The 21,954-nt window shown below is 71.8% G+C and carries 20 protein-coding genes; 9 read left to right on the forward strand and 11 right to left on the reverse strand.

Features of this window, described 5'->3' with window-relative positions; translation table 11 throughout:
* The first annotated feature begins 11 nt into the window (after positions 1–11).
* Complete coding sequence (locus ACQP1V_RS29425) at positions 12–1,679, forward strand: glycoside hydrolase family 16 protein (RefSeq protein ID WP_433413290.1); 1,668 nt, start codon at positions 12–14, stop codon at positions 1,677–1,679.
* Here the strand turns inward: ACQP1V_RS29425 and ACQP1V_RS29430 are convergent.
* Complete coding sequence (locus ACQP1V_RS29430; protein ID WP_433413291.1) at positions 1,633–2,703, reverse strand: PucR family transcriptional regulator; 1,071 nt, start codon at positions 2,701–2,703, stop codon at positions 1,633–1,635. The genes ACQP1V_RS29425 and ACQP1V_RS29430 overlap by 47 nt on opposite strands.
* 83 nt (positions 2,704–2,786) lie before the next feature.
* Here ACQP1V_RS29430 and ACQP1V_RS29435 point away from each other — a divergent pair, with 83 nt between their 5' ends.
* The 4 genes from ACQP1V_RS29435 to ACQP1V_RS29450 all read left to right on the forward strand — a co-directional run bounded on the left by ACQP1V_RS29435 (position 2,787) and on the right by ACQP1V_RS29450 (position 8,281).
* Positions 2,787–3,698, forward strand: coding sequence for a proline dehydrogenase family protein (locus ACQP1V_RS29435; RefSeq protein WP_433413292.1), 912 nt, complete (start codon positions 2,787–2,789; stop codon positions 3,696–3,698).
* Entirely contained in the window at positions 3,698–5,323 is a 1,626-nt protein-coding gene (gene pruA, locus ACQP1V_RS29440) for an L-glutamate gamma-semialdehyde dehydrogenase (protein WP_433413293.1), read from the forward strand. Before ACQP1V_RS29435 ends, pruA begins: the two co-directional genes overlap by 1 nt.
* A 1,546-nt stretch (positions 5,324–6,869) precedes the next feature.
* Positions 6,870–7,034, forward strand: coding sequence for a hypothetical protein (locus tag ACQP1V_RS29445; protein ID WP_433413294.1), 165 nt, complete (start codon positions 6,870–6,872; stop codon positions 7,032–7,034).
* Between the two features lie 146 nt (positions 7,035–7,180).
* Complete coding sequence (locus ACQP1V_RS29450; RefSeq protein ID WP_433413296.1) at positions 7,181–8,281, forward strand: DUF222 domain-containing protein; 1,101 nt, start codon at positions 7,181–7,183, stop codon at positions 8,279–8,281.
* Between the two features lie 224 nt (positions 8,282–8,505).
* On the opposite strand, the gene ACQP1V_RS29455 is transcribed toward ACQP1V_RS29450, so the two are convergent.
* The 4 genes from ACQP1V_RS29455 to ACQP1V_RS29470 all read right to left on the reverse strand — a co-directional run bounded on the left by ACQP1V_RS29455 (position 8,506) and on the right by ACQP1V_RS29470 (position 12,036).
* Positions 8,506–8,838 (reverse strand): putative quinol monooxygenase, encoded by a 333-nt coding sequence (locus tag ACQP1V_RS29455; protein WP_433413297.1) that lies wholly within the window; start codon positions 8,836–8,838, stop codon positions 8,506–8,508.
* A 341-nt stretch (positions 8,839–9,179) separates the two neighbouring features.
* Positions 9,180–9,875: a VOC family protein gene (locus tag ACQP1V_RS29460; RefSeq protein WP_433413298.1), complete on the reverse strand. Its 696-nt coding sequence runs from the start codon at positions 9,873–9,875 to the stop codon at positions 9,180–9,182.
* A gap of 285 nt (positions 9,876–10,160) precedes the next feature.
* Complete coding sequence (locus tag ACQP1V_RS29465; protein WP_433413299.1) at positions 10,161–11,177, reverse strand: serine hydrolase domain-containing protein; 1,017 nt, start codon at positions 11,175–11,177, stop codon at positions 10,161–10,163.
* A gap of 64 nt (positions 11,178–11,241) precedes the next feature.
* Positions 11,242–12,036, reverse strand: coding sequence for an alpha/beta fold hydrolase (locus tag ACQP1V_RS29470; RefSeq protein ID WP_433413301.1), 795 nt, complete (start codon positions 12,034–12,036; stop codon positions 11,242–11,244).
* Between the two features lie 297 nt (positions 12,037–12,333).
* Between ACQP1V_RS29470 and ACQP1V_RS29475 the strand changes: the two genes are divergently transcribed.
* Positions 12,334–14,781: a M14 family metallopeptidase gene (locus ACQP1V_RS29475; protein WP_433413302.1), complete on the forward strand. Its 2,448-nt coding sequence runs from the start codon at positions 12,334–12,336 to the stop codon at positions 14,779–14,781.
* Positions 14,782–14,930: 149 nt separating this feature from the next.
* Here the strand turns inward: ACQP1V_RS29475 and ACQP1V_RS29480 are convergent, their stop codons facing one another.
* From ACQP1V_RS29480 to ACQP1V_RS29495, 4 genes are all read right to left on the reverse strand, one after another.
* Entirely contained in the window at positions 14,931–15,686 is a 756-nt protein-coding gene (locus tag ACQP1V_RS29480) for a lysophospholipid acyltransferase family protein (RefSeq protein WP_433413304.1), read from the reverse strand.
* A gap of 84 nt (positions 15,687–15,770) precedes the next feature.
* The gene (locus tag ACQP1V_RS29485; protein ID WP_433413305.1) at positions 15,771–17,543 is read right to left on the reverse strand and encodes a thiamine pyrophosphate-binding protein; all 1,773 of its coding nucleotides are present in this window, start codon (positions 17,541–17,543) and stop codon (positions 15,771–15,773) included.
* The gene (locus tag ACQP1V_RS29490; protein WP_433413307.1) at positions 17,540–17,680 is read right to left on the reverse strand and encodes a hypothetical protein; all 141 of its coding nucleotides are present in this window, start codon (positions 17,678–17,680) and stop codon (positions 17,540–17,542) included. The genes ACQP1V_RS29485 and ACQP1V_RS29490 overlap by 4 nt, the downstream gene beginning before the upstream one ends.
* Positions 17,681–17,784: 104 nt before the next feature.
* Positions 17,785–18,132 carry a phosphatase PAP2 family protein gene (locus ACQP1V_RS29495; RefSeq protein WP_433425989.1) on the reverse strand — a complete coding sequence of 116 codons (348 nt, stop codon included), beginning with the start codon at positions 18,130–18,132 and terminating at the stop codon, positions 17,785–17,787.
* Between the two features lie 400 nt (positions 18,133–18,532).
* On the opposite strand from ACQP1V_RS29495, the gene dhaK reads away from it, so the two are divergent.
* The 3 genes from dhaK (at position 18,533) to ACQP1V_RS29510 (ending at position 20,644) form a co-directional block, all read left to right on the forward strand.
* Entirely contained in the window at positions 18,533–19,525 is a 993-nt protein-coding gene (gene dhaK, locus ACQP1V_RS29500) for a dihydroxyacetone kinase subunit DhaK (protein WP_433413308.1), read from the forward strand.
* 27 nt (positions 19,526–19,552) lie between these two features.
* Positions 19,553–20,206 carry a dihydroxyacetone kinase subunit DhaL gene (gene dhaL / locus ACQP1V_RS29505; RefSeq protein WP_433413310.1) on the forward strand — a complete coding sequence of 218 codons (654 nt, stop codon included), beginning with the start codon at positions 19,553–19,555 and terminating at the stop codon, positions 20,204–20,206.
* 63 nt (positions 20,207–20,269) lie between these two features.
* Positions 20,270–20,644 (forward strand): PTS-dependent dihydroxyacetone kinase phosphotransferase subunit DhaM, encoded by a 375-nt coding sequence (locus ACQP1V_RS29510; protein WP_067128736.1) that lies wholly within the window; start codon positions 20,270–20,272, stop codon positions 20,642–20,644.
* Positions 20,645–20,738: 94 nt separating this feature from the next.
* Here ACQP1V_RS29510 and ACQP1V_RS29515 read toward each other — a convergent pair whose 3' ends face one another.
* The gene (locus ACQP1V_RS29515) at positions 20,739–21,437 is read right to left on the reverse strand and encodes a hypothetical protein (RefSeq protein ID WP_433413312.1); all 699 of its coding nucleotides are present in this window, start codon (positions 21,435–21,437) and stop codon (positions 20,739–20,741) included.
* Positions 21,438–21,660: 223 nt separating this feature from the next.
* On the reverse strand, positions 21,661–21,915 hold the full coding sequence (locus tag ACQP1V_RS29520) for a Smr/MutS family protein (protein ID WP_433413314.1): 255 nt from the start codon (positions 21,913–21,915) through the stop codon (positions 21,661–21,663).
* Between the last annotated feature and the right edge of the window lie 39 nt (positions 21,916–21,954).

Raw genomic sequence — 21,954 nt, forward strand, 5'->3', positions numbered from 1 at the left:
CTGGCTTAGCCGTGGCGGCGGCGATGGTGATCGCCGCCGCCACCGCCTGCGCGAGCGCGGAACCCGCGTCGGTCCTCACCGCCGCCGGCGAATCCGCCACCGAAGTGCCCACATCCCCGGCCGCCGCCTCCGCGTCCGGCCGCCACCGCGAGGGGGAACCCGCCGCCGGAGCGGCACGGGCGGCCTCCGATACGCCGTCCTCCCGGTCGAGACCACGGGCCGCGACCGTGGACCACCGGCCCAGACGGGTGCGGGAACGCGACGCAACCAACGTGCTGCCGCCGGAGCCCTCCGCCGGATCCTCCACCGTTTCGTCCTCCGGGTCCTCCGCCGGGGAGGCCGCGCTTCGGCCCCCTTCTGGACGCACCGGCCGGGACGGCTCCTTCACGCTGCCGGACGACCGGGTCACGGTCTATCCGGACTACACCTTCCCGTACGGGTCGAGCACGGACAGCGCCTGGCCGGACGGCTCCCTCGGCTACCCCGACGACCGGCTCCGCGCCCAGGACGACGGCTACCCGTACGGGTACCCGGGCGGATACCGGAGCGGCTACTGGGGCAGCTACTGGGGCGGCTCCGGCGACGGGTACGCGGACCGCTACGGCGGCGCCTACGAGAACGAGTACGCGGACGGCGACGCGCAGGGCTATGGATCCGCGGGTTCCGATGCCTCGGACTCGAACATCGCCACAGGTGCCGACAGGTCGGGCTCCTATGGCTCCGCGGGTTCCGACGCCTCCCGTGTCCGATCCCCGGTTCCGGTGGGCCAGTCGGACAGCTCCTCCGTGATCCATCCCGCTCCCGGCACCGGATCGGGGGGAACGGCCACCGGCGCGGGAACCACAACAGGCACAACAGGAACGACCGGCGCCACAGGCGTCACCGGCGCCGAGGCGGGAGCCGCGGCCGGAGGCGGGACGGGAACCGGCGCGGGAACCACAACGGGCACAGCGGGCGCCGGAGCCGCGACCGGGGCCACGGGCGCGACCGTTACCGGGACCGGTACCGGAACTCTGGCGGGGCAGACGACCGGCCCCGAGTGGGGTGCGCCGATCCTGGTCGAAGACTTCAACGGGACGCGGATCGACGAGAGCAAGTGGGGGGTCTACGACTCGCCGAACGCCCGGACCAACCCCCGTACCGCGCGGGCGACGAGCGTCTCCGGCGGGATGTTGCGCATGACCGGCGGCGTCTACGGCGGCAAGGACCTGTCCGGCGGCGTGGCGAGCACCCTGCTCCAGCAGTACGGCCGGTGGGAGGTGCGGCTGCGGACGGACGCGGGCGCGGGCTACTCCGCGGTGGCGCTGCTGATGCCGGAGGACGTGACCCCGTCCAACTACGCCGAGGTCGACTTCGTCGAGGTCGGCGACATCCCCCGCCAGCTCAGCGGCGTCTTCGTCCACGGCAGCAACGGGCAGCGGGCGGCCGGTTCGATGCGCGCCGACTTCACCCAGTGGCACACGGCCGCCGTGGACTGGCTGCCTGACCGGCTGACGTTCTGGCTGGACGGCAAGATGGTGTGGAACTACACCGGCCCGCTGGTGCCGAAGAACCGGACGATGGGCCTGGCCCTCCAGAACGACGTGATCTGCGACGGCGCCCTGTGCCGGAACGCGTCCACCCCGGCGACGGTCACGATGGACGTCGACTGGGTGCGTGTCTACCGGGCTCCGCGATGAGGGCGGCCGCCTTCAGCGACAGGTGAAGCAGCAGCCGGTTCCGGCCGTCGGCGAGGTCGAGGCCGGTGAGCTGCCCGGCGCGGCCCAGCCGGTAGTACAGCGTCTGGCGGTGGACGCCGAGCGCGGCCGCCGTCTCCTGGACCTGACCGGCCCGGTCGAGATAGGCCTCGACTGTGCCGGCCAGGTCGCCCAGAGAGGCCGACTCGACGGCCAGCTCGGCGATCTCGCTCCTGGGCAGCCGGGCCAGGAACCGGTACACGCCGAGGTCGGCCCAGCTCGCGACCGGCCCGGCGCCCCGCACATGTTCGGCGATCCGGAGCGCGAGCACCGCCTCGCCCCAGCTCTCCCACGCGTCGCCGGGGTCCTCGCGGGTCCCGCCGACACCGGCGGCCGTGCCGTACGCGCTCTGGAGGGTGCCGGCGACGGCGCCGGCCTGCCACGCGGGCGCGAGGACGGCGGTGAGGAGCTCGGGACCGTCGCCGGGCTCGGCGAGCACGCCGCGCGGGAGCCGCCATATCGCCCCGGCCGCCCGGTCCGGCACGGTTCGTACGGCTATCGCCGCGACGGGGCCGGTGACCTGGAGCGCGGCGGCGGCCCGGGTGGCCGGGTCGGTGGAGAAGAAGTCCCACAGCCGGGGCCGTCCGGTGCGCGCCTCCCTGGCCAGGACGGAGGCGGCGCGTTCGACCAGCGGCGCCACGGCGGCGAGCCGGGCGTCGGTCAGCGCGCCGGAGTCGAGCAGCCACAGGTAGCCGTAGGTCACGCCGCCGTGCCGCAGCGGCACGCAGACACGGTCCAGCATCCCGGGCAGGCCGGGGATGCGGACCGGGACGGTGGAGGTGGCGATGCCGTACGCCTCGAAATGGGCCCGGACCTCGTCGCTGGCCCTCCTGCGCAGGATCGACTCCTGGCGGACGGCGTCGATGTCGCCGCTCTGGGCGCCGTACGCCAGGAGCTGGAACGAGCGGTCCTCGATCGTGACCGACGCGTCCAGCAACCGGGCGATCTCATCGACGATTTCCTGCATGCCATCATTATTGTGCATTTGTCTGAAAATGCTGTGACGCCTGTCCGTGGACCGGCTCTGAACTGCGGATCTACGCTTGAGCCATGCTCGGTTCCCTGCTTCTCGCGGCTTCGCGGAATCCGCTGGCGCGGCGCGCCGTCTCGGCTCTTCCGCCCACCCGCCGCGTCGTCGACCGCTTCGTCGCCGGCGAGTCCGCCGGCGACGCGGTCACCGCCGTACGCCGCCTGACCGACGCCGGCCTGACCGTCACGATCGATCACCTCGGCGAGGAGATCCGTGACACGGAGGCGGCCGCCCTCACGGCCAAGGCGTACGTCTCCCTGCTCGACGCGCTCGCCCCGCTCGGCCTCGGCCGCCGCGCGGAGGTGTCGGTGAAGCTGTCGGCCGTCGGACAGGCGCTCGACGAGCCGCTGGCGCTGGAGCACGCGCGGCGCATCTGCGCGGCCGCCCGGGACTGCGGAACCACCGTCACGCTCGACATGGAGGACCACACCACGGTCGACTCCACGCTCTCGATCCTGCGCGCCCTGCGGGAGGACTTCCCCGGCACCGGGGTGGCGATCCAGGCCTACCTCTTCCGCAGCGAGGAGGACTGCCGCGACCTCTCCAGCTCACGGGTGCGCCTGGTCAAGGGCGCCTACCGGGAGCCCGCGTCGGTCGCGCACCAGAGCAAGGCCGAGGTGGACCGGGCGTATGTGCGGTGCCTGCGCATCCTGATGGCGGGTACGGGATATCCCATGGTGGGCACGCACGACGACCGGCTCATCGCGATCACCGAGACGCTGGCCGACCGGTACGGCCGGAGCCAGGACAGCTACGAGTATCAAATGCTCTACGGGATCCGGACGGACAAGCAGGAGGCGCTCGCGGGCGCCGGTGCCACGGTCCGGGTCTATGTACCCTACGGCGACGACTGGTACGGCTACTTCATGCGCCGCCTGGCGGAGCGCCCGGCCAACGTCGCCTTCTTCCTGCGGTCTTTGAGGGGTAAGTGATGGACGCGATCAGCAATGTTCCGGTTCCGGCCAACGAGCCGACGTACGGCTACGCGCCGGGGAGCGCCGAGCGGGCCTCCCTGGAGGACCGGATCAAGGAGCTGAGCGGCGCGCCGCTCGAGCTCACGATGACGATCGACGGCAAGCAGCGGCTCGGCGGCGGCTCGGCCATCGACGTGGTGCAGCCGCACAACCACGCCTCCCTGCTGGGACGGACGTCCGAGGCGACCGCCTCCGACGTGCGGACGGCGATCGACTCGGCGCTCGCCGCGGCTCCGGCCTGGCGCGCGCTGTCGTTCGACGAGCGGGCCGCGATCTTCCTGAAGGCCGCCGACCTGCTGAGCGGCCCCTGGCGTGCCACGCTCAACGCCGCCACGATCCTCGGCCAGTCGAAGTCGGCGCAGCAGGCCGAGATCGACGCCGCGTGCGAGCTGATCGACTTCCTGCGGTTCAACGTGGCGTACGCCCGGCAGCTCCTGGCCGAGCAGCCGGTGTCGTCGCCGGGTGTGTGGAACCGGCTGGAGTACCGGCCGCTTGAGGGCTTCGTCCTGGCGATCACGCCGTTCAACTTCACGGCCATCGCCGGAAACCTGCCGACGTCCGCGGCCCTGATGGGCAACGTCGTGGTGTGGAAGCCGTCGCCGACGCAGCAGTTCGCGGCGCACTTCACGATGCGGCTGCTGGAGGCGGCCGGGCTTCCTCCGGGCGTCATCAACATGGTCACCGGCAACGGCACGGCGGTCTCCGAGGTCGCGCTGACCCACCCGGTGCTCGCCGGCATCCACTTCACCGGCTCGACCGGCACGTTCCAGCACCTCTGGCGCACCGTCGGTGAGAACATCACGGGCTACCGGGGCTACCCGCGGCTGGTCGGCGAGACCGGCGGCAAGGACTTCGTCCTCGCGCACCCGTCGGCGTCGCCGGACGTGCTGTCCACCGCGCTGATCCGGGGCGCCTTCGAATACCAGGGCCAGAAGTGCTCCGCCGCGTCCCGCGCGTACGTGCCGCGGTCGCTCTGGTCGAAGATGCGGGACGACTTCGTCGCCACCGCCGAGTCGCTGACCGTCGGCGACGTGGCGGGCGACCTGTCCACGTTCATGGGCGCCGTCATCGACGCGCGCGCCTTCGCCAAGCACCGCGAGGCGATCGACCGGGCCAGGTCGGTTGACGCGATCAACGTTCTCACCGGCTCGTACGACAACGAGGTCGGATATTTCGTGAAGCCGACCGTCCTGGAGTGCTCCGACCCCACGGACGAGATCTTCGTGAAGGAGTACTTCGGCCCGATCCTCGCGGTCCACGTCTACGAGGACTCGGCGTTCGACTCGGTGCTCGACCAGATGGAGAGCGTCTCGCCGTACGCGCTGACCGGCTCGATCATCGCGCAGGACCGGTATGCGATCGCGTCGGCGTCGGAGCGGCTGCGGTTCGCGGCGGGCAACTTCTACGTCAACGACAAGCCCACCGGCGCGGTCGTCGGCCAGCAGCCCTTCGGTGGCGCCCGCGCCTCCGGCACCAACGACAAGGCCGGGTCGATCTTCAACCTGATCCGCTGGGTGAACGCCCGCACGATCAAGGAGACCTTCGTCCCGCCGACCGACCACCGCTATCCGCACATGGGCTGACCGTCGAGCCCGCCGCGAAGGGATCACCCTCGCGAGCTGTCACCCTCGACAGGCGGCCCCACCGAAGGGGGCCCGGATCTCACGAGATCCGGGCCCGCTTCGTTTTGTTCAGGCGACGGGTCCCGGCCTCTCCCGGCTCGGCAGAAACGGCCTCTCTCGGCTCGGCAGAAACGCACCCGCACCGCCGGTCCCGGGCGGTGGTGCGGGATCGTCGAAGGGGCGTGCGGGGTCGCCCGACGTCGCCTGGTGGAGCGGACTGCGCGTGCCGACCAGGCCGCCGCGGTGGATGGGGTACTCACCCCAGGCCGTCAGATCAATGTCCTGGTCGACCCGGCCGGTTCGGGCAAGAGCCGGGCGATGGGTGAGCGGCCACTACCGCAGCCATTCCGCCGCCGACCTTCAGTTACTCGGTCTCACGGCAGGAGAACGCTTCGGTCCTGGGGTTGGCGCTGGGGCTGGCGCGCGAGTGCAAGGTGTCCAAGCCGGGCAGGGTCAGCGATGCTGGCGGCGGCTGTGCCCCTCTCCGCGTGGAGTCGGGCAGCGATGACGTCGACGGCAGGGAAGCCGACCTCCGGTGGCGAGCCGCTGTGACCTCTGCGCTCGCGAATGCCCACCAATCGGAATGCCGTACGCGATAGTCACAAATAGTGCAAGCGTGATTACTTAGAGTTGCCTATCGAACGCGTGAACGATATCCTCGCAGAGGGTCGACCGTCGGATCGGAAGGGGAGGTGCGAAGAGATGATGCTTTCGGGTGGTGTGCTGCTGTCGCGCCGACCGGAGGACGCTCCTCCGTCCCGGCCGTCCGACACGCCCGCCGCATCCCCACGTCGGCGCGGGCCCAGGCGGCATACGCCGTTCATCGGATCGGATCGTTTCTCCGGTGACTCTTACGGGGCGGTGCTCCTCGACCGCGCTCGCAGTTCCGGGCTCCTCGATCACGCCCGCGGCTCCGGCGGCCGCGAAGGAGCCGCTCATCCCGCCCCACACGACACGACCCGCCCCGAGGGGCGAGCCGCGCGACGCGGTCAGCCGGACGCCACGGCGCGCTCCGACGGGCGAGGTGGGCAACGCGGCGAGCCGAGCGAGACGTCGTGGCCAGGCAGCGTGGCGTGGGGTCAGAGGTCGCCCGCGCTGTCCTGGGCGCGGCGGCTGCTCGGCCTCCCAGACGCGCCAGAAGACCAGAAGCCTGACGGCGGGGAAGAGCCGCAGCGCCTCGGGAGCGATGGCGGTGCCCCTTCCAGTCGGGACGAGCTACCGCGGCCCGGGTGCGACCGTGACGACCTGTCTGCCTGGGATGGGATCTGGCAAGGCCGCCGCCCCAGCCTGGAGGAGCCGTCCGTGAACCGTCCCCTGCGGGCCGGTCGGGATGATCGCCAGCGGAACGGCTCGGGCCGGCAGGACGCGTACGAACAGGGCCGGCGCCGCTGGGACGAGGCTCGGCAAGGAAGTGACGCTCGGCGCGGTGACCGGTGGGCCGGTGGGGATACTGCCGCCGATGGCCGGGGTGCTGATGACCGGGGCGCTGGCCAGGGCTTAGAAGGTGATGGCCCGGCCGCTGGTGGTGCTCGCCAGGGCGCTGGTCGGGATGGCCAGGACGCTGTCGGCCGGGGCGCTGCCACCGACCGCCGAGACGCTGGTGCAGGCAGTGCTGGCGATGACGGCCAGGATGGTGCGGGCCCGGATGCTGCTGGTGGTGATAGCCGGGTAGCGGACTGGCCCGATCTGAACCTGGCCGGACGCGACGTCATCGACCTGCTCGCCCGTGCCGAGCGGCTGGCCACGGCTGCGGGGAAGGTTCTGGGCCAAACCGACACCGACGCCGGGGCTGGGGCCGGTGCCGAGGTCGAGGTGGCGATGGCGGAGATCGTCGCGTTGGCGCGGGCGATCGACCTGGCCGAAGCCGCGATCGCTACCCGCCTCCCGATAGCCGAGGCCGGGAAGGGTCACCAGTTGTTCGGGCGGCGGTCGATCGGAGCATGGCTGGCAGCAGCTACCGGCTCACGCACCGCCCGCGCAGGGGAACGTGTCACACTCTCGCGGCAGCTGCCGCGCCTGCCCCGCACCGCTGGTCTGTTCGCCTGCGGCCGTCTGTCGTTCGGGTATGCGGCGACGATCGCGTCCGCCACCCGGCATCTGGATGACGCCGAAACCGAACTGGCGGAACCGATCCTGGTGCGGTTGGCACAAGCGTCGGCGTCGACGGTGGAGGACGTGGCCCGCGCCGGCCAGACCATCATCGAGACGATCGACCCGGACGGGAGGCTGGCGCGGGCGGCGGCCAAGACCGAACGCCAGCACCTGACGATCTCCGACACCGCCGATGGGATGGGCCGCCTGCGCGGGCTGCTTGACCCGGAGTTGAAGATGCAGCTGAAGACGTGGCTGGAACCGCTGGCGGTGAAGACCGACAGCACCGACCTGCGTAGCCGCCCCCGCCGCATGGCCGACGCCCTCGCCATCCGCCTATCGCAGGGCGGGCGGCGGACCGTGATGCACGTGTCGGTGACCGAGCAGACCCTGACCGGCCAGTCGGAGGAGCCAGCCTTTCTGGAGGACGGCACGGCTATCCCGGCGCAGGATGCGCGCCGGATGGCCTACACCGCTGAACTACGGCGGGTGCTCCGCGACGCGGACGGGATCATGCGGGACTTCGGGCGGGCACGTCGGCTGGCCTCGGCCGACCAGCGGGAAGCGATCCTGGCCATGTACCGGACCTGCTGCCGCGAAGGGTGTGACGTCCCCGCCTACCTGGCCGAGATCGACCACATCGAACCGTGGTATCCGACCGGCCGCACCAACTTGGACAACCTCGCACCGTTGTGCGCCGCGGACAACAAATGGAAGTCCCGCCACCCCGACCGGGTAGAGGTGATCGATCAAGGGGACGGGACCGTCTCAATGCGCTTCCACCGGTATTCCAAGCTCCGCCCCCGACGCTGGACCGACAGACAGTGACCAACAATCCCGCGAACAGCCATCCCGCGAACAGCGAACGGCGCGAGCAGCGCGCGCCACGAGCCATGAGCCACGAACGGTGAGCCGTGAGCCGCAGACGGCGACCGGCGACCGGCGACCGGCGACCGGCGACCGGCGACCGGCGACCATATCGTCGGCGGCAGTGCGATGGAGCGGCTCACATGAGCGGGCGGGCCCGGACGGATGCCGTCCGGGCCGGGGAGTCAGCCCCGCTCCGGCACGGCCATTTCGCCGAGGAGGGACCAGTCGTCCTGCGGGATCGTGGTGTTGACGATCCGGGGCGTCTCGGCGAGGTACGGCGGCAGGGTCCGCTGGGCCTCCCTGAAGTGCTCCGACTGAACGTGCGCGGCCCCGGCCGCGTCGTCGCGGAACGCCTCGACAAGGACGTACTCGTTCAAGTCGTCGACGCTGCGCGACCAGTCGAACCACAGGCAGCCCGGCTCCTGGCGGGTCGCCCGGGTGAAATCACCGCTGATCTCGGGCCACCGGTCGGCGTGCTCCGGCAGCACTCGGAACTTGGCGGTAATGAAGATCATGCAATCCGTCCCCATGAATAGCGGCATCGGCGGCGAGCCGATCTGAACCGGCCGACCATACCAATTCGCGTACGGCCGGGCCGTCCCACGATGCCCAAGGACACTGGACGTCCCGGCAAAGGGACCGCGGTTGCCGGCCCTGGCGTTCGCCCCCGCGGTCGTCCGCGTTTGTCCTGGCCGGTATCCATCCGATCAGACCCCTGAGCGGCGATCGTTCCGGCTGGGACCACCGGGTCGAACCACAGCCGCTCGCGTCCCGGGCGGCCCCGTCCGGATGCCCCCGTCATGCACCCGGCGCGATGAGCGGCATGCCCGGCCACATCTCCGCTGTCAACGAACGGCTATGAGCCGTCGCGCCCCTGCCAGGTCGTCACGCAGGCCTCGTTGCCCTCGATGTCGGCGAGCACCCAGAAGGCGGGGGCACGGGACGCGGACAGGAGTCGGCCACCGGCGGCCAGCGCGGCCTCGATCCGCAGGGAAGCCTCGTCGTGTGGGACGCAGATGTCGAAGTGGATGCGATTGCGTTGTGAGCGTGGCTGATCCATCTGCTGGAACCAGATCACCGGGCCCTGCCCGACCGGGTCGATGACCGGATCCTCGGGGCCGTCTGCTCCCGCCTCGTCGGCGTAGCCCAGCACCGTTTTCCAGAATGGCCGGATCGCCGCGATGTCGAGCGCGTCGATCGCGATCTCCAGGATCTGGACCGACCGCGGTGCCCCCGTGCCGATCTCGGGTTCCGCCCGTAGTCCGCCCTCGTGCATGGCGGCGGAGATCCGATGCGCGAGATCGACGTCGCGAGCGGTCAGCCCCGCCAGGTCCAGCGACTGCAGGGTGAGGACGACCCGGTCTGGCCGGAGGTCGACGCGGAGGTGCCGATCGGCGTCGTCACCGCACACCGCGACCGCACTCGCGGCCACCTCGACCGCCCGAGCCAGCGACCCGACCGGGACCGACGTGCGCAAAGTGCCGAGCAGATAGCGCCATCCCAAGTGGCTGACCGAATCCGAGGCTTCCCGGCGGCTCAACTTCTGTTCCATGCCGGAATTCTCGCGGCCCATCGGGGTTCCGCACCGCCGCCGAAGTCGGGAAAGGGAGCGAGGACCGGAGGGAAGGCCCGGCGAAGCGGGCTTCGCGCGGACCGCAGGTTCCTTCCAGCGAAGTGACCGGCCCGGACAAGGTCCGTGGACACCCCACCAACCACTCAGCCGGCCCGGACACCCGGCCACGGGACCGTGCCGCCACAAGGGCACCGAGATCTACCAGCCCCGCCGGCCCCCACCCGGCCGGCAGACCAGGGGGCCGCCGGAGTGCCAGACCGGGTGTCAGGAGGTCAGGGCCGGCAGGAGCACCTCGTCCAGGACGGCTCGGGCCGCCGCGTCCTGCTCGCCCCCGTTGTACATGCCCGCGGTGACGGCCACGACGAGGTCGAGATCGGGGAAGAGGAAGAGCCGCTGGCCGCCGTTCCCCACGGCCATGGCCCGCCGGAGGGACGGCTCCTCCGGACGGTCGGGTCCCACATGCCACAGGTAGCCGTAGGAGAACCCGTCCCAGGTGGGCACCCGCGGCCGCAGCATGTCCGCGATCCAGGAGGCGGGGATCACCTCCGCGTCGAGCACGGCCTGGCCGATCCGGGCGAGGTCGCGCGGGGCGAGCCGCAGCCCGGAGGCGGCCGACGCCACGCCGTCCTCCCCCGCCATCCACTCGAAGGACGTGATGCCGAGCGGCGCGAAGAGCGCGTCGCGGGCGAACTCCTCCAGCGGACGGCCGACGCCGCGGGCGATGAGCCCGCCGACGAGGGCGGCCGCGCCGCCGCTGTAGGACCACCGCTTCCCCGGCTCCTCGACGATCGGACATTCCAGGACGAACCGGTAACGGTCCTCGGCCACCTCCATGGCGATCTCGGAGTTCTCCGGCCCGGTGTACGGCGCGCTCTCGTCCCATTCGAGGCCGAGGGTCATCGTCATGGCGTGCTCGACGGTGAGCGCCGCCCGCCCGGGGTCGGCGGCGAGGTCGGCATGCTCGGGGAAGTGCCGCAGGATCGGCTCGCCCGGCTCCGGGACCAGGCCCGCGGCGAGGGCGACGCCGTACAGCAGGCCGACGACGCTCTTGGTGACCGAGCGGATGTCGTGGCGGGTCTCGGGGCCGAAGTCCACCACGCCGAGCGGCGTGTTCCAGGCGTAATCCTCGCCTCTGCCGTAGCGCTCCAGGACGAGACGGCCGTGCCTGGCGACCACGACGCCGTGCAGGCCCGGCGCCCGGCCCTCCTCGATGAGGGCGTCGAGCCGCTCGGCGAGATCGGGGGCGAAGCCCGCCGCTCCAGGGTCGATCCGCTGCCACATGGGATGCCTCCAATTCGGGGGAAAACGGAATTTCGCCACCCGATGACCGATCCGGGCGCATCCGTCACAGTGCGGCGAGGAACTCCCGTACGGCGTCGGCGAAGCCGTCGGGGTCGTCATCGTGGACCCAGTGGCCGCAGCCGGGGAACTCGCGCAGCACGGTGCCGGGGCGGCGCTCGGCCATCTCGACGGCCATGGCGGTGGGCATGACGAAGCTGTCCCGCCCGTGGACGAGCAGGGCCGGGCAGGTGGAGGCGAGCCAGTCGGGCCACCAGTCGCCGATCAGCGCCCGCTGGGACTCCATCATGTCGGCGGGGTCGAAGAGGAAGCCCCAGCCGTCGGGGCGCTCGGCGGCGCTCTCCAGGAAGTAGCTCGCGTCGGGGATGCCCCGCGACTCGACCTCCCGGCGCAGCCCGGTGAGCGTGGCCGCGCGCCGGGGCCAGCCGCTCACGTCCAGGACGGGGTTCGGGGCGTCCGGCGGCCGGTTGAGCGCGCCTCCCTCTTCGACGACGAGGGCGCGGACCAGGTCCGGGTGCCGGGCGGCGAGCCGGAAGGCGACGACGCCGCCCATGGAGTGGCCGAGCACGGTCACCGGGCCGAGGCCGAGGTCGCGCAGGAACGCGGCGGCGTCGGCGACGTAGGCGTCGGGTGCGAAGTCGCCGTCCCGCTCGCTGTGGCCGTGGCCGCGCTGTTCCAGGGCGATCACGCGGTGGCCGGGGGCGAGGGCGGCGGCGAGCGGCGCGAACATGCGGGCCCGCCCGAAGTGGCCGTGCAGCGCGAGCACCGGCTCTCCCGGCCCGCCGAAGTCGAGGTATGCGAGGCGTAGTCCGCGCACGGCCGCGTGGCGTTCGGCGGGCATCGCCGTCCTTCCTCTCCCGGGCGTCCCCGATGTCCGCGTCGTCCTGTCCCGCGCGGCCGGAACAGCCCCGAAACGGCCAGCGTAGCGGGCCACGCCACAGCCCACCCGAATTTCTGCCAACTAGGGCGATTTATCCCTCAAAATCCTGAATATCAGCTCATAACAGCAAAAGCGATATAACACGGTGATATCAGGGTGTTGACGGCAATATGTCGCCGATCAAGACTTCTTCCACTCGCGTGCGCCCGCCGGGCTGACCCCCTACCCGGACGGAGCACGCCGGAGAAGGAGTCTCTGATGAGGAGTCCTCTGGACCGCAGGAGGGCGCGCCGCGTCGCCGTCGCGCTCGCCCTGCCCCTGGCACTCACCCTGAGCGCGCTCCCGGCGCTCGCCGAACCCTCCCCCTCCCCTGGCGAGATCGTCCCGGACCGCCAGTCCACCACCGCCCAGAACGGCGTCGCGCTGATGCGGATCGTCGTCCCCGACCAGGCGGACGTGGACCGGCTGAACGCGATGGGCGTGGACCTCGCCGAGTACAAGAAGCCCCTGGACAACGGCATCGAGATCCACGCCGTGCTCAGCCCCGACGAGGCACGCCGCCTGCGCGACGAGGGCTTCGACGTCCAAGGCGTGATATCCGACCAGACCGACAACGCCGAGAACCTGGCCGAGCGGACCGAGGCGCTGCGGTCGGCGGCCGCGGCGACGGCCGAGACCGACACGCTGACCCCGCTGCGCGCCGAGTGGTTCACCAGCCTGGACGACCAGCGCTTCCTGTCCGTCGAGGTGAAGTCGAGCGCCACCGACGCGCAGACCGTGCTCACCGTCACCTGGGACAGCGGCCCCGGCACCGCGCCCGACTCCGGCGGCTCCGCCACGATGTCGCGGTTCACCGACGCCGGGGCGTACATGTACCACCGCTTCAGCACTCCCCTGTCGATCACGCAGGCACCGACGACGGCCACGATCACCAGCAACCGCGGCGGCTCCGTCACGGTCCCGGTGACCAAGTGGCTGGGGCAGCCGCGCAAGCCGCCGGGCAAGCACTACGTCGCGGACTTCGTCGACCACTACATGGACCCGACCGAGGTCACCGACCGGATCACCTCCCTGGCCCGCGAGTTCCCCAAGCTCGCGGAGATCGTGAACCTGCCGTACAAGACGAACGGGTACCGCCGGGCCGCGCAGGCGCAGTTCGGCACGGTCGCGGCGAGCACGCTGTACGTCAGTTCCAAGGCGTTCGGGCACGAGGGCGGCAACGACGTCAGCGTCGCGCTGGCGAAGCCGCAGGCCGCCTCCTCCCCGCTCGGCGTCTCCGTCACGGGCAAGGACATCGTGGTCAACCTGGCCACGGACGCCGCGGGAGCGGTGTCCAGCACGGCCAAACAGGTCGTGGACGCGATCAACGGCGACGCGGCCGCGTCCGCGCTCGTGGGCGCCGCGACGTACCGGGGCAACGCGGGCACGGGCCTGGTGGCCGCCGCACCGGCGACGCGGCTGACCGACAACCTGAAGGCGCCCGCCTCCGTCTCGCGGGAGCCGTTCCAGATGAAGGCGCTGCGCATCGGCAAGCAGCGAGACGGGGCGAAGACCGGCGTGTTCCTCTACTGCCAGGAGCACGCGCGCGAGTGGGTGACCCCGCTGACCTGTGTGGAGACCGCGGAGCGGCTGCTGCGCAACTACGCCGGGGACTCCGACACCAAGAAGCTGGTGGACGACCTCGACATCTTCATCCTGCCGACGGTCAACCCCGACGGCGCGCACTACTCGTTCTACGACTACAACATGCAGCGCAAGAACATGATCAACTACTGCCAGGCCAATTCCGCGGACCCGGCCTCGCGGAACTCCTGGGGTGTGGACCTGAACCGGAACTTCTCGGTCGGGTCGATCTTCGACGGGTACAGCGGCGCCTCGACGACCTGCACCGGCGAGACTTTCGCCGGTCCGGCCGAGCTGTCCGAACCCGAGGCGAAGAACGAGGTGTGGCTGACCCAGAAGTTCCAGAACATCAAGTTCGCGATGAACACGCACTCCTACGGCGGTTACTTCATGTGGCCTCCGGGGGCGTACAAGACGGCCGGGCGTGAGCTGCTGCCGCGGGTGGACTACGGCACCGAGAACTTCTTCTGGAACGCCTCCAGCCACATCCTCTCCGCCGTGCAGACCTGGCGCGGCACCGCGATCTGGCCGGGACGCACCGGGCCGGTCCCGGACGTCCTCTACTCGGCGGCCGGGAACAGCGCCGACGAGCACTGGTACAACCGGGGCATCATCGGCTGGGACTTCGAGGTCGGCGCGGACGTCTACAACCCGGCGACCAAGCGGTTCCAGGCCGTGGGCTTCCAGCCGGCGTTCGGCGAGGGCCATGAGGAGGCGATGGAGTTCTCCTCCGGGCAGGTCGCCATCCTCGAGGTCGCCCGCGGGTACGCGAACGACCACAAGCAGCCGTCGTCCGAGCTGAAGATCACCGGAAAGAGCGCCGACTCGACCTCGTTCACGTTCGCCGTGGACGAGCCGGCCAACATCTACTACACGCTGGACGGCAGCCGGCCCACTCTCTCCTCGCCGAAGCTGACGGCGGCCGGGATGCGTGAGGGGGCGCAGCAGATCACCGTCGGCACGACCACCGAGGTGCACTGGTTCGCCGTGGACATCGCCGGCAACACCGAGAAGAACTACAAGCCGGACGGCAACGGCAAGAACTACAACAAGGCCAGGGTCGTGGTCGGCGACGGCCGCTGACCCCGTACCCGGTACCCACCGGATCTACGGACCCCCGGGCGGCCCTCACCGGCCGCCCGGGGGTCCGCCCGCCTCATGCGCTGTCCGCCGACGTTCACCCGGGATCGAGGGAGCGGAGCGAGCGAAGTGGCCGCCCCGGCCGAGGCACGCTAGACGCCCGCGTCGGGCTCCACGCGGCGGGCCCTGGCGGAGGTGTCGAGGCCGGCGGCCTCCTCGGGGGTGGGGGCGGTGCCGCCGAGGTGGGCGGGCTGCCACCAGACGCCCGGCGGGATCTCGGGGTAGGTCCGCTGGGCCCGGTCGAGCAGCTCCGACATCCGCTGCCGCAGCTCCGCCGTGGTGTCGGCGAGCGGTGTGCCCGGCTCTGGGCGCATCGGCTCGCCGACCAGGATCGTGACAGGCACGTGCCGCTGGAGCAGCCTGCGCGGGCGGCCCTTGGTCCAGAGCCGGTGCGGACCCCACACGGCGACCGGGATCAGCGGGACGCCCGCGTCGGCCGCCATCCGGACCGGGCCGTTCTTGATGTCCTTGATCGTGAACGACCGGCTGATCGTGGCCTCGGCGAAGTTGCCGACGATCTCGCCGTCCTTCAGCGCTCGCACCGCCGCGCCGAAGGCGCCCGCCCCGGCGGAACGGTCCACCGAGATGTGGTGCATCCCACGCATCAGCGGCCCGGCCACCGGGTTGGCGAAGACCTCCTTCTTCGCCATAAACCGGACGAGCCGCCGCGAGGGCCAGGCGGCCAGTCCGGCGAAGATGAAGTCGAGGTAGCTCACGTGGTTACTGGCCAGCACCGCGCCACCGGTTGTGGGCACGTGTTCGGCGCCCTCGATGCGGATCTTGAGATCCAGCGCCTTGAAGAGCACGAGCGCGGTCCGGATCACCGGGGGATACACGATCTCAGCCATGACCGAACGCTAACCTACGCGACCGTAACCTCCTGATCCGGCCCCTCACGAGGGCCCCGCCCGCCGGGGGCGGGGCCGTCCAGTTCAGTGTGCGCGGAACGCCTCCTCCAGCCACCACGCGCCCCGGTCGCGGGTCACCTTCGCGTGGACCACCAGGGGCGCCTCGCGCGGTCCCTTCAGCCACTCGGCGACCCCCGCCAGATCGGCCCGCTCGCGTACGGTCACCGTCTGGCAGCCGAAACCCCTGGCGATGGCCGCGATGTCGGCGGCCGGGAAGGTGACGGTGTCCAGCGGATGCCCCTCCGGGCCGAAGTGGTGGACCTCCGCGCCGTACCCCTCGTCGTCGTAGACCACGACGATCATCGGCAGGCCGAGCCGTACCACGGTCTCCAGCTCGGCGACGCCCATCAGGGCTCCGCCGTCGCCCAGCGCGGCCACCGGCAGGCGGTCCGGGCGGGCGAGCGCGGCACCGATCGCGGTGGCCAGGCCGAGGCCGATCGACTGGAACGCCTGGGTGAAGCAGAAGCCGTTCGCGTCCGGCACCGACAAGAACATCGTCGGATATCCCATGAAATTTCCGGAGTCCACGGAGACGATCCGCTCGGCCGGCAGCAGGTCGTCCAGCTCGATCGTGAGCGTCCGCGGGTCGATGCGCCCGCCCCCGCTCTCGTCCTGGTACGGAACGTCCCGCCAGCGGATCTCCTGCGCGACCCGGACGGCCAGCTCGGGGCTTCGGTACCCGTCGCGGGGGGCGCCGAGGGCCTCGGTCACGGCCCGCGCGGTCTCCGCCGCGTCGCCGATCACGCCGAGATCGACCGGCCGGTGCGCGCCGAGCGCGTCCGGATCGATGTCGACCTGGACGACGGTCGCGTCCGGGCCGATCAGCGAGCCGTGCCGGGTGGTCCACACGTTGAGCCCGCAGCCCCAGGCCACGACCAGGTCGGCGCCGCGGATCAGCTCGGCCGCCAGCGGAGAGGCGAAGCCGCCGCTCACGTCCAGGTCCCACGGGCTGCCACGGAACAGCCCGCGCGCGACCGCCGACGTGGCGAGCAGCGCTCCGGACCGGTCGGCGAGCACCTCGATGTCCCGGCTCGCGCCGCGCGCTCCCCGCCCGGCGACGAAGACCGGGCACCGCGCGGCGGCGATCAGGCGGGTCAGCTCGCTCACGGAGTCGGCCGGGGCCGGCCCCGTCGCCACCGGCTCCGCGAGGTCGGAGGACGCCGGCTCGGACGGCTCGCCTTCTCCGTCCCCGAGGTCGCGCCACGCGCGGTCCCGCAGGTCGCGGACGGCGGCCCAGGCCCGGCTCCCCTGCTCCCCCACGTCGGCGATCCGGCTCGACCGCAGCTCCCGTACGGCCTGGGCGACGTCGTCGGGCAGGACCGCGCCCTGCACATCGAGGGGGAGGTTGAGCAGGACGGCGCGGCGGCCGAGCAGCGCGGTGAGGAAGGCCAGGACCGTGTCCTCGACGACGCTCTCGGCCGAGTCGACCCGGGCGGCGAGGGCGCCCACGGCCGACACCAGGCCCGGCTGGTCGATGCGGAAGTTCGACCGCGGCGCGGTCGCCTCCCCGGCCAACACCAGCAGCGGGGTGCGGCTCTTGGCCGCCTCGGCGATGCCGGTCAGCGCGTTCGTGAGGCCCGGCCCCTGGTGGACGCTGAGCACCGCCAGGGAGCCGCTCATCCGCGCGTACGCGTCGGCCATGGTGGCCGCGCCGCCCTCGTGGCGGGCGGCCACGAAGCGCACGCCGTGCTCGGCGAGCGCGTTGGTCACGTGGAAGTTGCCGCTGCCGACGACGCCGAAGGCGGTGTCGACTCCGAGCGAGGCGAGGACCGCGCCCACGGCCTCGGCGACGTTCACCGCGCCACCGGGGCGACGACGCGGGCCGAGCTGTCGGGGCCGTCGCCGGGCAGTGGGCCGTGCTCGGCCTCCCGGGCGGTGACGTGCTCGGCCTCCACGCCTCCGATGCCCTCCACGAGATCCCGCACCACTGACATGCGCCCGCCTCCCATCCGTCGCAGATCCCCAGAATCCTCCTACACCCGCCGTCGTGAGCGCCAGATCATCCGCGCTTCCGCCCGGTCCGTACGGAGGCCGCGGATCAGCCGATCAGGGCGTAGACGGGCCAGCAGACGGCCGTCCCGGCGACCGCGCCCGCGACGACCTGCGCGGGCGTGTGGTCGCGCAGGGCGATCCGCGACCAGCCGGCCAAGGCCACGAGTGGCCAGCAGGCCCACGCCCACGCGCCGAACTCCGCCGTGAGGATGGACACGGCTCCCGCCACGGCGGCGAAGAGGCCCCACAGGAGCCCGGTGGCGGCCGGATGGGACTGGTGCCAGCCCACCGCCGCGGGAAGCGGGATCACCACGTGGAAGGGGCTGAGGACCTCGGTGACGAGCCGGGCGAGTCGGGACTCGCCGGCGCGAGGCCGCGCCGCCTTCGCAGCCATCGTCACCGCGTTCCTCCTGGGTGCCCCGGTTAACGAACTGGTGCCGGAGGGCGTGCCGCACGGCCACGCCGAGCCGATTGGACACTGGAGTTGCCCGATCACGAGACAGCGGACATCCCGCAATGCGATCACCGCCATTCCGGCCGGCCGGATCGCGATCATCCCGCGTTCGCCGACGCCCGCCGTTCCGCGGAGAGGTTCATACGGCATTACTTCCACCTGGAAGGCGGCCCGCTGCGCGCCTTCGCACGCCACGTCTCCAGCGCCCATGTGGCGGACCTTCCCACAGCGCCGCGGGCTGAGATGCATCGCGGTCGCCCTGCGCCGGGAAATCGAGGCGTGCCGTCCCGTGTGACCGGGCAGGCGTAAAGGAGACGGCCCCCCACACGAGGACGGCGACATGAAGAAGCTCATCAACGATGTCGGCTCCGTGGTCACCGACACCTTGCGCGGTGTCGCGGCGGCGCACCCCTCGCTCAAGGTGGACGTCGAGAACAAGATCGTCTTTAGGGGGGACGCGCCCCGGCCGGGCAAGGTCGGACTGGTCTCCGGAGGCGGCTCGGGCCACGAGCCGCTGCACGGCGGCTACGTCGGATACGGCATGCTCGACGCCGCCTGTCCCGGCGAGATCTTCACCTCGCCCGTCCCCGACCAGATCGTACGGGCGACGACCGGCGTGGACGGCGGCGCCGGCGTGCTGCACATCGTGAAGAACTACACCGGCGACGTGCTCAACTTCGAGATGGCGGCCGAGCTCAGCGGCGACGAGGGCGTGGAGGTGACCCGGGTCCTGGTCGACGACGACGTGGCCGTGCGGGACTCGCTCTACACGGCCGGCCGCAGGGGCACCGGGGCCGCCGTCTTCGTGGAGAAGATCGCCGGTGCGCTGGCGGAGGCCGGGGCCCCGCTGGCCGAGGTGGCCCGGGCCGGCAGGGAGGTGAACGACCGCAGCCGCTCCTTCGGCGTCGCGCTGAGCGCCTGCACCACCCCCGCCGCCGGGAGGCCCACGTTCGAGCTGGGCGAGACGGAGATCGAGCTGGGCATCGGCATCCACGGCGAGCCGGGCCGCACCCGCGCCGCGCTCCGGGGGGCGCGCGAGCTCGTCCGCATCGCGATGGACGCGATCGACGACGACCTCCCGCTCTCCGGTGAGACCCTGGTCATGGTCAACGGAATGGGCGGCACGCCGCTCATGGAGCTGTACATCGTCTTCGCCGAGGTGGCCGCGTACCTGGAGGAGAGGGGCGCGACCGCCGCGCGCCGCCTGGTCGGCAACCACGTCACCAGCCTCGACATGCAGGGCTTCTCGGTGACCACGTGCGCGCTGACCGACGAGCTCACCCGGCTGTGGGACGCTCCGGTGGAGACACCGGCGCTGCGCTGGGGCCGCTGACCGACACCCGACCCTCAGGAGTCCCCCTTGGACACGCGGTTCTTCGTCATCTGGATGGAGGAGATCACGGCCGCCGTACGGGCCGGTCGCGACCATCTCACCCGGCTGGACGCCGCCATCGGCGACGCCGACCACGGGACCAACCTCGACCGGGGCTTCGCCGCCGTCGCCGAGGCGCTGGCTGCCCGCCCGCCGGACACGCCGGGCGGCGTGCTCGTCCTGGCCGGGTCCACGCTGATCCGCAAGGTCGGCGGAGCCTCCGGCCCCCTGTACGGCACCGCCTTCCGTGAGATGGGCAAGACGCTCGGCGACGCCGCCGACGTGTCGGCCGCCGATCTCGCGTCCGCGTTGGAGGCGGGGGTCGCGGGCGTACGCAGGCTGGGCGGCGCGGAGGAGGGCGACAAGACGATGGTGGACGCGCTGGCCCCGGCCGCGCGGGCGATGGCGCGCAGCGTGGGCGGGGGCGGCGATCCGGAGGTGGCGTTCGCGGCGGCCGCGGCGGCGGCCGAGGAGGGCGCGAAGGCGACGGTCCCGCTCGTGGCGCGCAAGGGGCGGGCCAGCTATCTCGGGGCACGCAGCGCCGGGCACGAGGACCCGGGGGCGGCTTCGACGGCGCTCATCGTCGGCGCGCTCAGGGCCGTCGCGACCCGCCGATCGCCGCGCTCGAAGAGCCGCCCCTGAACGGGAGAGCACGACCGTGGGGCAGACCCACGGGAACGCGGAAGGAGCGCACAGGAGACTGCGATGGTGGGCATCGTTCTCATTTCACACAGCCACGGTCTGGCCTCGGAGGCGGCCGAGCTGGCCAGGAGCGTCTGCGGCGTGGACGTGCCGGTGGCGGCGGCGGGAGGCGCGGACGACGGCGGGGTCGGCACGAGCGTGGACAAGGTCGCGGCGGCCGTCGACGAGGTGGACCAGGGGGACGGCGTGGTCCTGATCCCGGATCTCGGCAGCTCGGTGCTGACCGCGCGGCTCCTGGAGAGCCCCGGTTCCGTGGTGATCGCGGACGTGCCGTTCGTCGAGGGGGCCATCTCGGCGGCGGTCGCCGCCGCGGGCGGCGCCTCGCTTGAGGGCGTGCTCGCCGCCGCGGCCGAGGCCCGTTCCTTCCGCAAGCTGTGACCCCGGACCTCCCGGCCCCCGCCGCGAGCCGTTTCATCGGGCGGACCATGCCTCCGCGCGGTCACCGGCAGGGCGCATTCGGCGTGGAGCCGGCTCAGCCGACCTTCTCGGCGACAACCACCGCGATCTTGGCCGCGGTGTCCTCACCGACGTCACCCGAGGTCACGACGAGGGCCGAGACGTCCCCCTTGCTCGCGACGCAGACCGTCGCGGCATCCGTGTCATGGGCGCACCGGGCGCCGTTGACGTTCTTCGGCTCTGCCCCGCCACCGGCGGCGGAGAGCATCGAGGACCCGGTGATGTCGAAGGCCTCGCCCTTGCCCGCGAGGGCCATGGCGAACCCACTGCCCTCCTCCGCGACGTAGCAGTACGAACCGATCCTGCCGTCCTCGGAAACGTCGTTCATCGTGCTCCCTCCGAGGCTGCACGCGAACCCGGTCACGCCCCCCTTGCTGAGTTTGAGACCGTCGATCGTCTGCGGCAGCTTGTCGGATCCGGGCGACCCCTGACCCGCGACGTCGTTGACCTTCTTCGCCAAGAACAGGCCACCGGCGACGGCGCCACCGATAACCAGGACCGCGATGACTCCGGCCACCGCGAGCGCGATCAGGCAGCCCCTGGACAGGCCGCTTTTCGGCCTCGCCGCCGGTGGTGGCCCCCAGGCGTACGGGCCAGGCCCCGGTTGGCCCGGCTGCTGTCCCCAGGCGGGTTGGGCAGGCCCCGGCTGCTGACCCCAGACGGGAGGCGGACCGCTGTCCGGACCGTCCGACCGGCCTGTCGGTTGCTCGCTCATCCGTCTCTCCGCCTTTCTCGTAAAGGAAAGGCCGCCCCCTCGGCACGGCCGAGTATGGCAAGACGCCCACACGGTGAGCAATATCGCCGATCCCCGCTGCGAGCTGACCGACCCTGCTGGGCTGGCCGGGCGTCCCGGAAGCGGGGCTCCCGCCGGGCACCGTGTCCCCGAGCCCGCCGAGCCCGCCGAGGCAAGGGTTACGCCCGGTAGACGCCTCGTGCGCTCATTTCCACTGGAAGTACACGAACAGCCGGCCGTGGTTCTTCGCGTCCTTGTCGATGCGGTGATAGAGCGCCTTGATCTCCTTCTGCTCCAGGAACCGCAGCACCTTCTTCTTGAGCTGGCCCGATCCCTTTCCGGGGATGATCTCCACCTGTGTCGCCTTGATCCGTACCGCCTCCTGGATCACTCCGTGCAGCGCCCGGTCGATCTCGCGGCTGCTGTTGTAGATGTCATGGAGATCAAGTTTGAGCTTCACGAGATCGAGTGTACGACTTGGCAACTTCCACCCAAGGAG

This window comes from Microtetraspora malaysiensis, from assembly GCF_050947145.1.
Classification (GTDB): Bacteria; Actinomycetota; Actinomycetes; order Streptosporangiales; family Streptosporangiaceae; genus Microtetraspora_A; species Microtetraspora_A malaysiensis.

Bases quoted from the DNA above. Each gene is read 5' to 3' on its own strand.
- ACQP1V_RS29460 (WP_433413298.1), bottom strand. From the start codon at position 9,875: ATGGAACAGAAGTTGAGCCGCCGGGAAGCCTCGGATTCGGTCAGCCAC.
- ACQP1V_RS29435 (WP_433413292.1), top strand. From the start codon at position 2,787: ATGCTCGGTTCCCTGCTTCTCGCGGCTTCGCGGAATCCGCTGGCGCGG.
- ACQP1V_RS29515 (WP_433413312.1), bottom strand. From the start codon at position 21,437: ATGAGCGAGCAACCGACAGGCCGGTCGGACGGTCCGGACAGCGGTCCG.
- ACQP1V_RS29470 (WP_433413301.1), bottom strand. From the start codon at position 12,036: ATGCCCGCCGAACGCCACGCGGCCGTGCGCGGACTACGCCTCGCATAC.
- dhaK (WP_433413308.1), top strand. From the start codon at position 18,533: ATGAAGAAGCTCATCAACGATGTCGGCTCCGTGGTCACCGACACCTTG.
- ACQP1V_RS29465 (WP_433413299.1), bottom strand. From the start codon at position 11,177: ATGTGGCAGCGGATCGACCCTGGAGCGGCGGGCTTCGCCCCCGATCTC.
- ACQP1V_RS29475 (WP_433413302.1), top strand. From the start codon at position 12,334: ATGAGGAGTCCTCTGGACCGCAGGAGGGCGCGCCGCGTCGCCGTCGCG.
- ACQP1V_RS29495 (WP_433425989.1), bottom strand. From the start codon at position 18,132: ATGGCTGCGAAGGCGGCGCGGCCTCGCGCCGGCGAGTCCCGACTCGCC.
- ACQP1V_RS29480 (WP_433413304.1), bottom strand. From the start codon at position 15,686: ATGGCTGAGATCGTGTATCCCCCGGTGATCCGGACCGCGCTCGTGCTC.
- ACQP1V_RS29455 (WP_433413297.1), bottom strand. From the start codon at position 8,838: ATGATCTTCATTACCGCCAAGTTCCGAGTGCTGCCGGAGCACGCCGAC.
- ACQP1V_RS29430 (WP_433413291.1), bottom strand. From the start codon at position 2,703: ATGCAGGAAATCGTCGATGAGATCGCCCGGTTGCTGGACGCGTCGGTC.
- ACQP1V_RS29445 (WP_433413294.1), top strand. From the start codon at position 6,870: ATGGCCCGGCCGCTGGTGGTGCTCGCCAGGGCGCTGGTCGGGATGGCC.
- ACQP1V_RS29450 (WP_433413296.1), top strand. From the start codon at position 7,181: ATGGCGGAGATCGTCGCGTTGGCGCGGGCGATCGACCTGGCCGAAGCC.
- ACQP1V_RS29510 (WP_067128736.1), top strand. From the start codon at position 20,270: ATGGTGGGCATCGTTCTCATTTCACACAGCCACGGTCTGGCCTCGGAG.
- ACQP1V_RS29490 (WP_433413307.1), bottom strand. From the start codon at position 17,680: ATGTCAGTGGTGCGGGATCTCGTGGAGGGCATCGGAGGCGTGGAGGCC.
- pruA (WP_433413293.1), top strand. From the start codon at position 3,698: ATGGACGCGATCAGCAATGTTCCGGTTCCGGCCAACGAGCCGACGTAC.